Origin of the sequence: Halococcus saccharolyticus DSM 5350, assembly GCF_000336915.1 — an archaeon.
Classification (GTDB): domain Archaea; phylum Halobacteriota; class Halobacteria; order Halobacteriales; family Halococcaceae; genus Halococcus; species Halococcus saccharolyticus.
Map to the genome: position 1 here is coordinate 56,252 of NZ_AOMD01000012.1, position 13,267 is coordinate 69,518.

Below are 13,267 nucleotides of genomic sequence, written 5' to 3' on the forward strand. Positions count from 1 at the left end.
GTTCTCCGTACCAGCGGCTGTCGAAGTGGTTGTAGTCGCCGTCGCTATTGAACACGATTCGATCGCTCTCATCGCTATCGTGCCCGCTACTGATGCCGACACAAATGAGAACCGCAGGCCACACCCTCCCCAGCCGATTCCTTCGCGTCGCTCACTCCGTTCGCTCCAATCAGTCATCCCTCGCGCGAGTCGCGCCCCCGGCGCTCCCGCGCGCCAACTGCAATTCCCGGTCCCGAGATCGCGCTTCTCGCCTCAATCCTCGGCGAACCGTTCGTAATAGAGCAGACAGAGTGCGGTGCGGCCGTCACGGAGTTCGCCGGCGGCGAGCGCGTCCAGGAGAGCGTCACGGGTCGTCGTCTCGACACGGATCGACTCGTCGTCGTCGAGACGCTGTTCGCCCGCCGGTCGACAGCCCCGCGCGACGAAGTGGTGATGGACCGAGTTCGCGAGACCGTTGAGTGGCTCGACAGTTGTGAGTGGATCGAGCGTGTCGGCCACGTAGCCTGTTTCCTCTTCGAGTTCGCGCCGTGCGGCAGTCGCGAGATCGTCGTCTCCTGGTTCGACGGTACCCGCAGGGAATCCCCGATTCACCCGACCGACGGCCTCGCGCCACTCCTCGATCACCACCACCTGATCGTCGGTCGTCAGCGCAATCACCACGACTGCGGCGGGCTCGTCGACGTAATCGAAGTCAGTCTCGGTGCCGTCGGGGAGTTCGACGGTCTCGTTGACGATATCGAATCCCGGACACGAGTACGCGATGTCGGCGTCGCGGGTCGCCCACGCGAGCGGATCGTCCATGCACTCTCGACTTTCGAGCCGAGAATAAGCGTTGTCGTCGCCCCCGATCAGTCGTCGTCGGCCGCTTCGGACGGCGCGCCCATCGCCCCCGCGACGTCCTCGCGCTCGACGCCGTCGAATTCGAGTACGAACTCGGGACCGAACGCCGATGCCGGGGTCTGGAAACCGGGCGCGACCTCGCCGGCCGCCACCCGCCGTGCGGACTCGGCGGCGGTCCGTGCGGTCAGATCGTACGTATCGGGGGTTTCGAGCCGTGCGGCGATCCGCTTGCCCTCGTCGTTCTCGACCTCGCCCCACACGCGGGTGGTGCTCCGTGCGCGCTCGGCGGCGGTCGGCCCCGAGACGGTCGCGTCGATCACCGCTTTCAGCACCCGCTGGACCGACGCCGAACCGAACACGGGCGTGAGCGCGCTGGATCGGCGCAGCATCGCGACCGCGAGCCGCGGCACGGTGGCGTAGGTCTCGACGTTCGGAATACCCGTGGTGTAGTACGCCGTCGCGACGTCGCCCCACGGGATCGTCACCGCGGGCTTCGGCCCCACGCCGAGGTCGATCCGACGGGTCTTCCACGCCGGCGGCACGGTCCGGATCTCGCCGTCGATCCGCGCCGCACCCGACTGCGAGAGCCCCTCCACGATGGATTTCAGGGTTCCCGGTGAGAACGTCCCCATACTGTCGATCGCGAGTCTGAGCTGTGTCGACGACGGAAGCCGGCTTTCGAGGTAAGCCGCGAGGCAGTCGGTGGGCACGACATCGAAACCCACTCCCGGAAGCAGGGTCACGTCGGCCTTCTCGGCCTCGCGGTCGCGCTCGGCGAGGGCTTCGAAGGCGGCGATCTCGCCGGTGATGTCGAGGTAGTCGGTGCCAGTACGGAGACACGCCTCGACCATCGGCTCCGCCGTCGCCGAGAACGGCCCCGCGCAGTTCAACACCGCGTCGAACTCGTCGAGATGGCCCTCGATCACGTCTGGATGGTCGAGGCTGAACACGCGGTGATCGAGGTCACGGTCGGTGGCCTGGCGCTCGACCGGCTCCGCACGCCGACCCGCGAGCGTGGGTGAGAGTCCCTCCTCGGTGGCTGTCTCGACGATCAACGCGCCGGTATACCCGTACGACCCGTAGATCAACAGCTCGTCGGTCATGATTCCCCTATCGGACGGCGACAATAAAACTCACGCGGCCGGCTCAGTCGTACTCGTAGAACCCGCGGCCCGTCTTCTTCCCAAGATCACCTGCCTCGACCTTGCGCTTCAGAAGGTACGCTGGCGTGTACCGGTCACCGAGTTCGTCGTGGAGCGTCTCGGTGGCATCGAGACAGATGTCGAGACCGATGTGGTCGGCGAGTTCGAGGGGGCCCATCGGCACGTTCGTTCCGAGTTTCATCCCGCGGTCGATGTCTTCCTTCGTCGCAACGCCCTCGTCGAGAGTTCGAATGCCCTCGTTGATCCACGGCATCAGGATCCGATTCGAGACGAACCCCGGCTTATCGTCGGACTCCCACGTTTCCTTGCCGAGCTCCTCGGCGAAGTCGTGGGCCAGCGCGGTCGTCTTCTCGCCTGTGCGCTCGCCGACGACGATCTCGACGCCGTCCATCACGGGCACGGGGTTCATGAAGTGGACGCCGACGACGAGTTCCTGCCGGCTGGTCGCGCTCGCGATCGACGTGACAGAGAGCGTGCTGGTGTTTGTCGCGAGCACCACGTCGTCGGGGATCGTTTCGTCGAGATCGGCGAAGATCTCCTGTTTGATCTCCATCTCCTCGACTGCGGCCTCAACCACGAGATCGCAGTCCGCGAGATCGTCGAGGTCCGTGGTCCCGGTAATCCGCTCGCGGGTCGCCGCCGCCTCGTCCTCGGTAAGCTTATTGCCGTCGACGAGGCGACCGAGACTGCTATCGATCGCGTCGAACCCGCGATCGACGAACTCCTGCTCGATGTCGCGCATCACCACGTCGTACCCGGCGGTCGCGGCGACCTGGGCGATGCCGTTGCCCATCGTTCCTGCGCCGACGACGCCCACCCGCTCGACCGAATCGAGTTCGCGCATACGCCCGGTCCGGGCGGCCCGCTCCTAAGCCTGCTGGACCGCTGCTCGCTCCTCAGGTGAGGGCGAATAAACAGCGGAAGTTCTCATCACCTCAAAAAGCATGGAACACACGGTTAGATGTCCGCCTCTACAGTCAACGAAACCAGAGCGAAACAGTGAATTCTCCGCTCAAGCGAAAATACGATGTATTCGTGAGATCACACCATTGGTGGAATCAGTTTCACGAACACCCTTGCGTGTCTCGTTTACGATCTTAACCGGATCCTCTAACGATCGGTAGTGAGAAAGGTTATGTACTTCGACAGGAGTTAGACAATGTGATTGAACATACACGAGCAAACTTTCTTTTCAGCCTTCGTCGAGCGGTATTCGCCTATTCCCTTGCGTTACTCGTATTTCTTAGTGATATGTGGATCATTCATGGTTTGGGAATCAACACACCTGAAGAACTCTTGACTCAGACACTTATTCACGGAACTGGTTTGTACCTCGGCTTCACTCTCATGGCCCTATTTGATAGGTCAACTGAAACCCCCAACTAAGCAGTACGCGCAGTGAACAGTAGTTTCGCGAGATCAGGTATCTACGGAAGAGGGATTTGATAGAGCCGGACAAACAGCGAAATGGGGCGGGCTACGCGGCGTGCAGCCGATCGAGTGCCTCGACCATCGCCTCGACGCTCGCGCGGGTGATGTCGGCGTCGCTCGCGGCGACCGACACCGTCCGGCCGTCACGAGTCATCTCGACTTCGACCGTGACGACCGCGTCGGTCCCGCCGGTGATCGCGTCGACGTGATATGAGTCGAGCGTCGCATCACCGCTGGGGCCGAGCGCCTCTCGGACGGCCCCGACTGCGGCGTCGACGGGGCCGCTGCCGGTGCCGCTCGCGGTGCGCTCGTCGCCGTTGATCCGGAGTCGGACGCTCGCGGTCGGTGTCCCGCTGCCGCTTGCGGCCGTGAGGTCGAGGAGTTCGACCCGACGCTCGCGCTCGCGGCCCTGGACCGTCTCTGCGATCGCGAGCACGTCGGCGTCGGTCACGCGCTTGCCCTCGCCGAGATCGGTGACTCGATCGGTGATCTCAGCGAGTTCGTCGTCGGTCACTTGGACGTCGTGTTCTTCGAGCGCCGCTGCGACGCCTGCCCGGCCGGCGTGCTTGCCGAGGACGAGCCGACGCTCGCGACCCACGGTCTCCGGGGGGTAGGGCTCATACATCGCCTCATCCTTCAGCGTGCCGTCGGTGTGAATGCCCGATTCGTGGGTGAACGCGTTCTCGCCGACCACCGCCTTGTTCGAAGCGAGTGGAACTCCGGTGGCGTCGGCGACGGTTCTGGCGAGGTCGTAGAGGAGGGTGGTGTCGACGGTCTCGACCCCATATCCGTGGGCGATCGCGATCGCGACTTCTTCGAGGGCGACGTTACCCGCACGCTCGCCGACCCCGTTCACGGTCGCGTGGACGAGGTCCGCGCCGGCCGCCACGCTCGCGAGCGCGTTCGTCACCCCCAACCCGAGGTCGTCGTGGGTGTGGGTGCTTGTCGGGCCGCACTCGGCGAGCGTCGAGACCACCTCGACCGTTCGCTCGGGCGTTGCGTGCCCAACGGTATCACAGTAACACACACGATCCGCACCGGCCTCGAACCCCCGGCGAGCGAGCCGCGAAAGGAAGTCGATGTCGGCGCGACTCCCGTCCTCGCCGAGAAGTTCGACCCAGAGGCCGTGATCGCGGGCGTACTCGACGAGCTCGACCGTGTCTGCGAGCACGTCCTCGCGGGTCGAGCCGACCTTCCCCTCGATGTGGCGGTCGCTCGCGGGCACGACGAGGTTGATCCCGTCGACGTCACAGTCGAGCGCGAGGTCGACGTCGCGGCGGACCCCACGACAGAAACTCGTCACTCGGGCGTCGAGGTTCGCCTCCGTAACTCGTGAGATCGCCTCGCGCTCGCCCGCACCGGTGCAGGCGCTGCCGGCCTCGATGACCGACACGCCGGCCCGGTCGAGCCGCCGCGCGATATCGACCTTCTCGGTGGGTGCGAGCGAGACTCCTGGGGCCTGTTCGCCGTCACGGAGTGTGGTATCGAGAAACTGTACGTCAGTGTCGGAGAGCGGAGTGGTTTCGGGGAGGCCCCCGAATAAATCGGTCACTGGTCATGATAGCCACTCGCACCGCCGCGCGGCAGGGTCTTAAAGAGGTGCCTTCTGGCAGATGTTGCTGTCCGATCCGTTCGTCGCTGTCTGCCGAGGGTTGAAGCCACCATCGACCGATGTATGAACATGGAAAGGACGCCCGCCGGCACGTCGGTCGGCGTCGACGACCCCTACGCGTTCGTCGAGCGGTGCGACCATCTCACCGACGATGGCCGGTGTCGATACGCCCTCGAACACGCTGAACACGATCCGTCGTTCGCCGCCGAGCGCCGAGCCGACGATTGCCGGTGTCCGGCGGCCGATCCCGCCGGTGAGTGGACGTGGCGGGACTGCCCCCACTTCCGGGCGCGAAACCGGTCGCGAGAGTGTGTTCGATGTGGACTCGACGAGCGTCGGATGGCCCACTCCGAGGAGCGCCCGCTGCTCGAAGAACATCACCTCTCGTACGCCGACATCGACGACGGCGCGGACCACGGCGACGACGGCTCAGCCGACGAGCCGAACCACGAGATCACGGTCTACCTCTGTCGGTGGTGTCACGCCAAGATCCACAACTCGTGGGCGCGGCTCGGCGACGACGCCAGTCCTGATCCTGAGGCAATCGCCGCACGTGAGGGACGACGGAGCCGCGAACAGGACGAACTCGGCTTTTCGTCGGCGGCCGAGCGATACGGCGACGAGTGAACCTGACGACCGACGAGCCGACACTAACTGTCGGGATGCGGCCCCGACGATCCGATCCGCCGAGCGAGGACGGCAGAGCCCTTACTTCTGTCCCGTCCGACGAAAGCGCATGAGTCGTTCGACGCCCCACCTCGGCCACGTCCATCTCAAGATCCGCGACGTCGAGCGTTCGGTCGCGTTCTACACCGACGTGTTCGATCTCGACGTGAACGATCGCCACGGCCCGTTCGCCTTCCTCTCCTTCGGCGACCATCACCACGACGTCGCCGTCCAAGAAATCGGGGCCGACGCGGCCGGATCGGGACCAGGCGTCGGCCTCTACCACGCCGCGTTCGAGGTCGAGAGCCGCGAGGCACTCCGACGGATCCACGAAACGCTCGACGAACGCGGCGTCCGGGTCGACCCGATCGACCACGGCATCAGCGAGGCGTTGTACTTCGATGATCCGGACGGTAACGGGCTCGAAGTCTATCGCGACACTCGGGTAGAGAACGATCACACCGAGTGGCAGGGGATGAACGAACCGTTCGATCCGATGGCATTGTGAGCGATCGAGAAGTGGACGGGACGACGAGCTGGCGGTTGAAAACGAACCGTCTCAGGGCCAGAGGCCACGCGCTTCGTGGGCCTCTGCCAGCCGGCGGAGCGCGACGATGTAGGCGGCATCGCGCCACGTCGCGTCGTGATCGTCGAACGCCGCGCGGACGTCCTCCCACGCGGTCAGCATCTCGGCTTCGAGTTCCTCGTTGACCTCCTCCAGCGACCACGCTCGGCGGTTGATGTCCTGGAGCCACTCGAAATAGGAGACCGTAACGCCGCCGGCGTTCGCGAGGATGTCGGGAACGACCGGAACGCCGCGCTCCTCGAAGATTTCGTCCGCCGCGGTCGTCGTCGGACCGTTCGCGCCTTCGACCACGATGTCGGCCCGCACGTCGCCGGCGTTCGCTTCGGTCAGGACGTTACCGATCGCCGCCGGGATCAGGACGTCGACGTCGAGTTCGAGGAGGTCGGCGTTCGTGATCGCCTCGGCCCCGGGATAGCCGGTGACGGCCTCTGGCTGTTCCTCGTGCGAACGCACGTCGCTGGTGTCGAGGCCGTCAGGGTCGTAGATCGCGCCGTTGACGTCCGAGACCGCGACGACCGAGGCTCCCCAATCGTCGAGCTGGCGGGCGGCGTTCGCACCCACGCTACCGAACCCCTGGACCGCGACCGTGGTCTCGGCCAGTGGTCGATCGTAGTACTTGCACACCTCGCGCGCGACGATCGCGACGCTCTGGCCAGGAGCCTCCTCGCGGCCGTAGCTCCCGCCGACGACGGGCGGTTTGCCGGTGACGACGCCAGGGATGGTCTCACCCTCCTGCATCGAGTAAGCGTCCATGAACCACGCCATCGTCTCGGCGTCGGTGCCCATGTCGGGGGCCGGGATATCGCGGGTCGGTCCGATGACGTTCCGGAGCTCCTGGGCGAATCGCCGGGTGAGCCGCTCCTTCTCCTCGCCGGAGAGCGATTTCGGATCGACCACGATCCCGCCCTTCGCGCCGCCGAAGGGGAGATCCATCACCGCACACTTCCACGTCATCCACATCGAGAGCCCCACGCACTCCTCGTCGGTGACGCCGGGGTGATAGCGAAGGCCGCCCTTGTAGGGGCCGCGAACGCTGTCGTGCTGGGCGCGGTAGCCCGTAAAGACCTCGACGGTACCGTTGTCACGCTCCATCGGTACCGACACCCGGTGAACCTGGGTCGGGTTCGATAGTCTGGTGACGACGTTCCGATCGATATCGAGCTGTGCGGCCGCGCGCTCTAACTGGCGCTCGGCGGTCTCACGCGCCGATTCCGGCTCTTCTTCCTCCTCACTCTCGTCGGTCTCGGCGGTTGCTGCCGCCATCTCAGCGATCCCCTCGCCAGTAGCTGTCGGCTGCTGTGCGCGCCGCGGTGCTGTCGGCAGTCTGCATTGGCTCGGCTCACGGGCTGCATCTTAATAATACTGATGCTATTACGACATACCTGTGCATACTATTCAATATAAGGTTCACGTGACGACGTGTCGCTCCCGCTGTTCGGGCGGTTTCAGGGAGCTTTTAGGCGACTCCCACCAATAGCCAGCAATGACACGAATCGTCGTCGTCGACAACCACGGCCAGTTCACTCACCTCGAAGGCCGGGCGTTGCGCGACATCGGCGTCGAGACCGCAATCGTCGACAACACCACCGCACCCGACGAGATCGACGCCGACGGACTGGTGCTCTCTGGTGGCCCCTCGATCGACGAGAGCGGTCGATGTGACGAGTATCTCGATCTCGGCGTCCCGGTTCTCGGCATCTGTCTCGGAATGCAGGTCATCGCGGACGAACTCGGTGGAGCCGTCGGTGCCGGCGACTACGGTGGCTACGCCGACGTCACGGTCGACATCGACGATTCCGACGATCCACTTGTGGGGTCGCTCGCGCCAGAAACCCGTGTCTGGGCGAGCCACGCCGACGAGGTGGTCGAACTTCCTGAAGGATTCGTCCGCACGGGCAGCAGCGATGTCTGTGACATCGAGTCGATGAGCGATCCCGACCGTGGGCTCTACGGCGTCCAGTGGCATCCCGAGGTCGCCCACACTGCGGAGGGTGAGGCGGTCTTCGAGAACTTCCGGGCTATCTGTGAGTCCTAACCTGCCGGCGAGTAGTGGGGTTTTACCTGCTCGCGCGCGGTGTCGTCGCCAATGACGGCGACTCAGGGCGATCTCGCGGCGCTCTCGCGGTACGTGTTCCGCGCACCGCGGTGGTACGCGAGTCTGGGGTTCGCGCTGGTGGTCGCCGCGCTCGCAGGTGTCGTAGCGTTCGACTCGCGGTTCGTCCTCGAGGACGCGTGGCAAGGGGTGTTCTTCATCGGGGTTCCGACCGTCGTGGCGGCGGTGCTCACGCCGCCGGTCGACCGCCGACTCGGTGGGCAGCTCACACCGAACCGAGCCTCCCTGCTTGCGCTCGTGTGCGAACTCCTCCTCGTCGTCGTACTCGTCGTGGCGGGGCTCGTCGTGCTGCTCACGCCGCTCGGGCAGGGGTTCGTCTTCGACGCGCTGACCATCGGGCTGGCGGCAGTGTTCGCGCTCCGCTTGCTCGCCGTAATGGCGATCTCGCGCAAATCGTTGCTCGCCGCGAGCGTTCCCGCGAGCATCCAGACCGCGACGGTCGCGCTCCTCGTGTTCGTCTACAGCGGCACGATGCGGTACGTCGAGGTCGGCGGCCCGCTGGTACGCTCGTTTCTCTCCCGGCCGACGCGTGGCCCCGCGGAGTTCCAGGCGGTCGAACCGCTCGACTTCGCGCTCCTCGGGGTGACCTGCGTGCTGTATGCGGTCGGGGTCAGAGTGTTCGTCGCCGCGATCGACCGGCCGTGGCGACGGAGCCTCGGCGTGAGCGTCCTCGATTTCCTCCGTGGGTTCATCGGCCATATCGCCGAGGGAACGAGAGAGTTGGAGGCGTTCTTCGAGTCGCTCGGCGAGGAGGCGATCGTCCCCGTCTCGGTGCTCTCGGCCCGCCGGTCCGACGGCACCGAGAAAGCCCGCTTCGTCCTCCCGATGATCCATCCCGGCCCGATGGGCGAGATCGGCGGGGGCAACCTTCCCGAGCGAGTCGCCGAGAGCGCCGACGGACTCGGCTTCCCGCCACACGCAACTGCCGGTCACGACTTCAATCTCGTGACCGAGCGCGAGGTCGATACGGTGCTCGACGCGGTTTCACGTGCACACGAGCGCATCGAGTACACCGAGACCGCGACCCCGAGTCGGCGCACGACCGTCGGTGAGGCCACCGTGACCGGCCACGCTATCGGCGACAGCGCGCTGCTCGTGGCGACGTACGCCCCGGGATTCGCCGACGACATCGACTACTCCGTGGGGCTCTCGGCGGCCGCGGAGGCACGGACTCGTGGACTCGCCGACGTGCTACTTGCCGATGCGCACAACTCCAACAACGGGCTCGACGGGCCGGATCTCGGGCACGTGGTTCCCGGCAGCCAGCGCTCGTTCGACCTGATGGAAGCCACTGGCGCGGTTGCCGACGATCTCGCCGACGCACCCCAAGCAACCCTCAAGCTCGGGGTTGCGTGGGATGAGACGCCGTGGGAGCCCACCGACGGCATCGGTCCGCTCGGTATCCGGGTCGCAGTGTTCGACGTCGGCGGCGACACCACTGCCTACGTGCTCGTCGACGGCAACAACATGGAACCCGGCCTCCGCGATGCGATCGTCGACTCTCTACCTGTGGACACCGCCGAGGTGCTCACGACCGACACCCACGTGGTGAACACCGTCGACTCGACCAACCAGGTCGGCGGCGCGATCGACGGCGACGAACTCACGGCACGAATCGTAGCCCTCGTCGAGGAGGCACGCGCGGACTGCGAACCCGTCGCAGCCGGGATGGCGACCGAACGCGCCCGCGTCACGGTGTTCGGCAACGACCGGACCGAGGCGCTCGCCAGCCACGCCAACGCCATGATCGGGATGGGTGGCGCGCTCGCGGCCGCCCTCATCCTCGCGCTGATGGCGGTGAGTGTCCTGCTGTTTTTCCTCGCCTGAACCTTTTTACTGCGGGGGGATGCGCTCCCTCGCGTTGCTCGGTCGCCCACCCCCGCTTGCAAAAACGTTCATGAAAAACCCCCGCTCGCGCCTTCGGCGCTCGCGGTAGAGCTACTGGCGCTTTCCGCGCCGCGACCGCCACCGTACAGCACCGCCGAAGCCCTCGGCCGCGAGGTGCGAGTGAAGCGAGCACCTCGGAACGAGCGAGCGGCGAAGCCGCGAGCACCTCGCCCTTCATCCACCAGGAGAGCTTGCTCTCTTGAGCCTCAGCTCACGATGTTCGTCGAGACGCCAGGAACCGCCACTGCACCGCAAACCGCGGCGCGACCCGCTACCGCGCCGTAACCCCACCGCGACCCGTCACTCGTCGGCGAACAGCTCATCGACCGCCGACTCCGCCGCCTGGATCGCCTCCTCGACGACCGCTTCGGGGTCGGGGTCTGCGTCGTCGGGTGGGTTGAGATAGATGTCGATGTCGAGGATACCGTCCTCGAACCCCACGGTGATGTCGAGATCACGGACTGCCGATCGCTTGTACCGCGAGAAAATCATTCCTTCGGCGGCCTCGCTGGCCGTCGCTACGACCTCGTCGTCGGTCGGCATCTACCCGCCCGCACCGGGACCGCCGGGGCCCATGCCGCCCGCCGGGCCGGGACCGCCACCGCCGCCACCGCTCAGCATCTGCTGGAGCTCGCTCTGGAGGCTCTCGAACTGCTCCTGAACGCGCTCTTCCTGTTTTTCGAGCGTCTCGACACGGACTTCGAGGCTGGAAACCTTGTCGTCGAGGTCTTCCTCAGCCTCGTCGTAGTCGGTCTCGATCAGGAGCTCGCCGACCTCGCGGTACATCGTGGTGTCGCTGTCGATGTCGTCGAGCTCGTCGAGGGCGGTCTGGGACTCAGTGAGCTGGGTCTCGGCCTGCTGTTTCTGTGCGGCGACCTGCTGGGCGCTCTCTTGGAGGTCCTGAAGCTCCTCGATTTTCTCCTGGGCTTCCGGCGGCAGATTCCCTTGCATACCCGTCACCTCGGTGGCCGGAGGGAAAAACCCCCGCTTTCGAACCAATTCCTCGGATCTCTCCGCACCAAGCGATGCATCGAGTAACGACTCGATTCCGGTGGTTTCGCAAAAATCGTGGTCTGATATCGTCGTGACCAACCAGCTACAGGTTGCGGAGACGGACCTCGTCGTCGTTGACGCTATCGACGTGGTCGTTTTGCAACTCGTGCGAGTCATCGGAATCGTCCCAGCTGAGCGCCGATTTGAGCTTGTCTGTAAGGCTCGAATCGTCGTTCGTTTCGATGATCCCTTTTCCGTTCTCCGTATCCGTGACGCTACCGATGCGGTTCCCCTCGTGATCAACGACCGATTTTCCCCTGTCGTCGTCGGTGAGATCTCGTGCCATTGCGTCACACGATATGCGATCACATGTTAATTGTTCTGAGGCTGCGAATGCAGGCTGTTGTTCACGATCCAATGTAGCGTTTGGACGTGTCGACAACCGTCCGGCAATCAGTTTACTTCGATCCCGGTACGGCACACCGCTCCGCGACCGCCATCAACGACAGCCACGTATTCTGTCCGGCACGGAGTGCGACGAGATCTGCGGCTTCGATGGTGATCTCCACCGACCCTCCATCGCGCGCGAGGCTAGCCCGCGTCCGATCACCCTCGATGTCGTCGATCTCGGGCCGGAGGCTCGCCTCGACGGTCGTGGCTCGTGCGGCGGTATCGTACTCGAACGTGAGAAGAGTCTCGTGGCGCTCGGTCACTACTCGACGTCGATCTCTTTGACGTCGCGGCTGCGCTCTTTCAGCAGGACGCGGTGGCCGCAGTACGGACACCGCACACCACCGTAGTCGTCGAGTTCGACGTCGCGCTTACACCGCGAACACTTGTAGCTCATTCGTCGTCTGCACCCTCGTCGGCGAGTGCGGCCCGGATCGAGCGCTCGACGGTCCGCCCGCCGGGCGTCTCGGGCCGGTAGGCCCCGCCAGCGAAGGCGTGGCCGCACTTGCCGCACTCCCAGATCCCCGTGTCGGTTCGATCGACGGCGTCCTCGCCGCACTCGGGACAGCCGTGATCGTCGTTCATGTCAGCCTCGATCTCGGCGACGCGTCGGCGCGAGACGCGGCCATAGCGTGCGCCGAACCGGCCCGCACTCCCGACTTCCTGATTACCCATGGTGACACCGCTACGGCAAGGGGCGAGTAAAACCCTTCGTGTTCTTCCTGCGGCTGCTTGGAGCCGTGTCGTGAATCGACATCGCTGGCGGCGAGCCGAGCTACTTACGGAGATCGGCGTCGGCGAGCCCGCGATTCAGGTCCTCGCGCACCCGCTCACCCTGGTCGCGATCGGCGGCGGTCGTCACCACTCGAACTTCCTGAACGCTCGATCCGTCCCGGAGCAGGAGGCGGACGTTACCGTTCGCGTCGGCCCGGGTCGCCTTCGCGCGGACGCCCGTCCGCGACCCGCGCCCGCCGGCGTCGATCGGGCCCGGAATCACCTTCTTCACGTGTGGGTGATCGGCCGCGACGCCGACCGTGTCTCTCCCCGTCCGTCCGCCGACGAGCGTCGAGTGACTCCCCCCGAGCTTCTCGCGTGGCGGCGTCTCCACTACCGCGAGTGCGGGCTCGTCGGCGCGTTCGAGCACCGTCGCCACCGGATCGTCGCCGGGATCGGCGATCCGCCGGCAGTCGTAGTGTAACTGTGTGCGCACCGCACGGAGCACCTCACGGTCGCCGGTCGCGTAGACGGTTTCGGGACGTTTCCGGTGGACTTCGTCGGCGATCCGTCCCGCGAAGTTTCGCCGTTCGCGTGGCCGGTCCTCGCCGCTCTCCTCGATGGTCGTCACCGTCCACGTCCCGACGCGCTCGCCGTCGGCGAGGCTGGTGGCGGTGGCGCGCTCGCGCCCGCAGTCGAGGACGACGCTGTCGACGCTCGCGGTCCGACAGGTTAGACAGAAATCGCCCGCCCGGTCGAGTCGCGCGCCACACCGGCCACACTCCATGCGCGGGATTCGGCGACGCGGCGGA

Annotated in this window: 16 protein-coding genes and 1 pseudogene; 5 read left to right on the forward strand and 12 right to left on the reverse strand. The window is 65.6% G+C overall.

Features of this window, described 5'->3' with window-relative positions:
* Window positions 1-252 precede the first annotated feature (252 nt).
* From C449_RS03465 to C449_RS03475, 3 genes are read right to left on the reverse strand one after another with little or no spacing between them, the layout of a single operon-like run.
* On the reverse strand, window positions 253-801 hold the full coding sequence (locus tag C449_RS03465) for an NUDIX hydrolase (protein WP_006076527.1): 549 nt from the start codon (window positions 799-801) through the stop codon (window positions 253-255).
* A 47-nt stretch (window positions 802-848) separates the two neighbouring features.
* Window positions 849-1,943 (reverse strand): saccharopine dehydrogenase family protein, encoded by a 1,095-nt coding sequence (locus C449_RS03470; RefSeq protein WP_006076528.1) that lies wholly within the window; start codon window positions 1,941-1,943, stop codon window positions 849-851.
* Between the two features lie 43 nt (window positions 1,944-1,986).
* Complete coding sequence (locus C449_RS03475) at window positions 1,987-2,847, reverse strand: 3-hydroxyacyl-CoA dehydrogenase family protein (RefSeq protein WP_006076529.1); 861 nt, start codon at window positions 2,845-2,847, stop codon at window positions 1,987-1,989.
* A gap of 68 nt (window positions 2,848-2,915) precedes the next feature.
* On the opposite strand from C449_RS03475, the pseudogene C449_RS18570 reads away from it, so the two are divergent.
* Window positions 2,916-3,117 (forward strand): annotated as a pseudogene (locus C449_RS18570) (IS5/IS1182 family transposase); the annotation flags it as partial.
* A gap of 363 nt (window positions 3,118-3,480) precedes the next feature.
* Here the strand turns inward: C449_RS18570 and C449_RS03480 are convergent.
* Complete coding sequence (locus C449_RS03480) at window positions 3,481-4,986, reverse strand: (R)-citramalate synthase (protein ID WP_006076530.1); 1,506 nt, start codon at window positions 4,984-4,986, stop codon at window positions 3,481-3,483.
* Window positions 4,987-5,115: 129 nt separating this feature from the next.
* Between C449_RS03480 and C449_RS03485 the strand changes: the two genes are divergently transcribed.
* Window positions 5,116-5,673 carry a DUF7097 family protein gene (locus tag C449_RS03485; RefSeq protein ID WP_049913867.1) on the forward strand — a complete coding sequence of 186 codons (558 nt, stop codon included), beginning with the start codon at window positions 5,116-5,118 and terminating at the stop codon, window positions 5,671-5,673.
* Window positions 5,674-5,782: 109 nt separating this feature from the next.
* Window positions 5,783-6,220 carry a VOC family protein gene (locus C449_RS03490; protein WP_006076532.1) on the forward strand — a complete coding sequence of 146 codons (438 nt, stop codon included), beginning with the start codon at window positions 5,783-5,785 and terminating at the stop codon, window positions 6,218-6,220.
* Between the two features lie 51 nt (window positions 6,221-6,271).
* On the opposite strand, the gene gdhB is transcribed toward C449_RS03490, so the two are convergent.
* Window positions 6,272-7,561, reverse strand: a complete 1,290-nt coding sequence (gdhB, locus tag C449_RS03495; RefSeq protein ID WP_006076533.1) for a glutamate dehydrogenase GdhB — start codon at window positions 7,559-7,561, stop codon at window positions 6,272-6,274.
* Window positions 7,562-7,781: 220 nt separating this feature from the next.
* Here gdhB and C449_RS03500 point away from each other — a divergent pair, with 220 nt between their 5' ends.
* Window positions 7,782-8,333: a GMP synthase subunit A gene (locus tag C449_RS03500; protein WP_006076534.1), complete on the forward strand. Its 552-nt coding sequence runs from the start codon at window positions 7,782-7,784 to the stop codon at window positions 8,331-8,333.
* A gap of 51 nt (window positions 8,334-8,384) precedes the next feature.
* Window positions 8,385-10,238 carry a DUF2070 family protein gene (locus C449_RS03505; RefSeq protein WP_006076535.1) on the forward strand — a complete coding sequence of 618 codons (1,854 nt, stop codon included), beginning with the start codon at window positions 8,385-8,387 and terminating at the stop codon, window positions 10,236-10,238.
* Window positions 10,239-10,598: 360 nt separating this feature from the next.
* Here the strand turns inward: C449_RS03505 and C449_RS03510 are convergent, their stop codons facing one another.
* From C449_RS03510 to C449_RS03540, 7 genes are all read right to left on the reverse strand, one after another.
* Window positions 10,599-10,841, reverse strand: coding sequence for a DUF3194 domain-containing protein (locus C449_RS03510; RefSeq protein ID WP_006076537.1), 243 nt, complete (start codon window positions 10,839-10,841; stop codon window positions 10,599-10,601).
* Window positions 10,842-11,249 carry a prefoldin subunit beta gene (locus C449_RS03515; RefSeq protein ID WP_006076538.1) on the reverse strand — a complete coding sequence of 136 codons (408 nt, stop codon included), beginning with the start codon at window positions 11,247-11,249 and terminating at the stop codon, window positions 10,842-10,844. It lies immediately after the preceding gene.
* A gap of 145 nt (window positions 11,250-11,394) precedes the next feature.
* Window positions 11,395-11,637, reverse strand: a complete 243-nt coding sequence (locus C449_RS03520) for a hypothetical protein (protein ID WP_006076539.1) — start codon at window positions 11,635-11,637, stop codon at window positions 11,395-11,397.
* Between the two features lie 112 nt (window positions 11,638-11,749).
* Entirely contained in the window at window positions 11,750-12,004 is a 255-nt protein-coding gene (locus tag C449_RS03525; protein WP_006076540.1) for a KEOPS complex subunit Pcc1, read from the reverse strand.
* Complete coding sequence (locus C449_RS03530; protein WP_005039198.1) at window positions 12,004-12,138, reverse strand: DNA-directed RNA polymerase subunit P; 135 nt, start codon at window positions 12,136-12,138, stop codon at window positions 12,004-12,006. Before C449_RS03530 ends, C449_RS03525 begins: the two co-directional genes overlap by 1 nt.
* A complete protein-coding gene (locus C449_RS03535; protein WP_006076541.1) occupies window positions 12,135-12,416 on the reverse strand; it encodes a 50S ribosomal protein L37ae in 282 nt (93 codons plus the stop codon). The genes C449_RS03530 and C449_RS03535 overlap by 4 nt, the downstream gene beginning before the upstream one ends.
* Before the next feature lie 100 nt (window positions 12,417-12,516).
* Complete coding sequence (locus C449_RS03540) at window positions 12,517-13,242, reverse strand: DUF2103 domain-containing protein (RefSeq protein ID WP_006076542.1); 726 nt, start codon at window positions 13,240-13,242, stop codon at window positions 12,517-12,519.
* Between the last annotated feature and the right edge of the window lie 25 nt (window positions 13,243-13,267).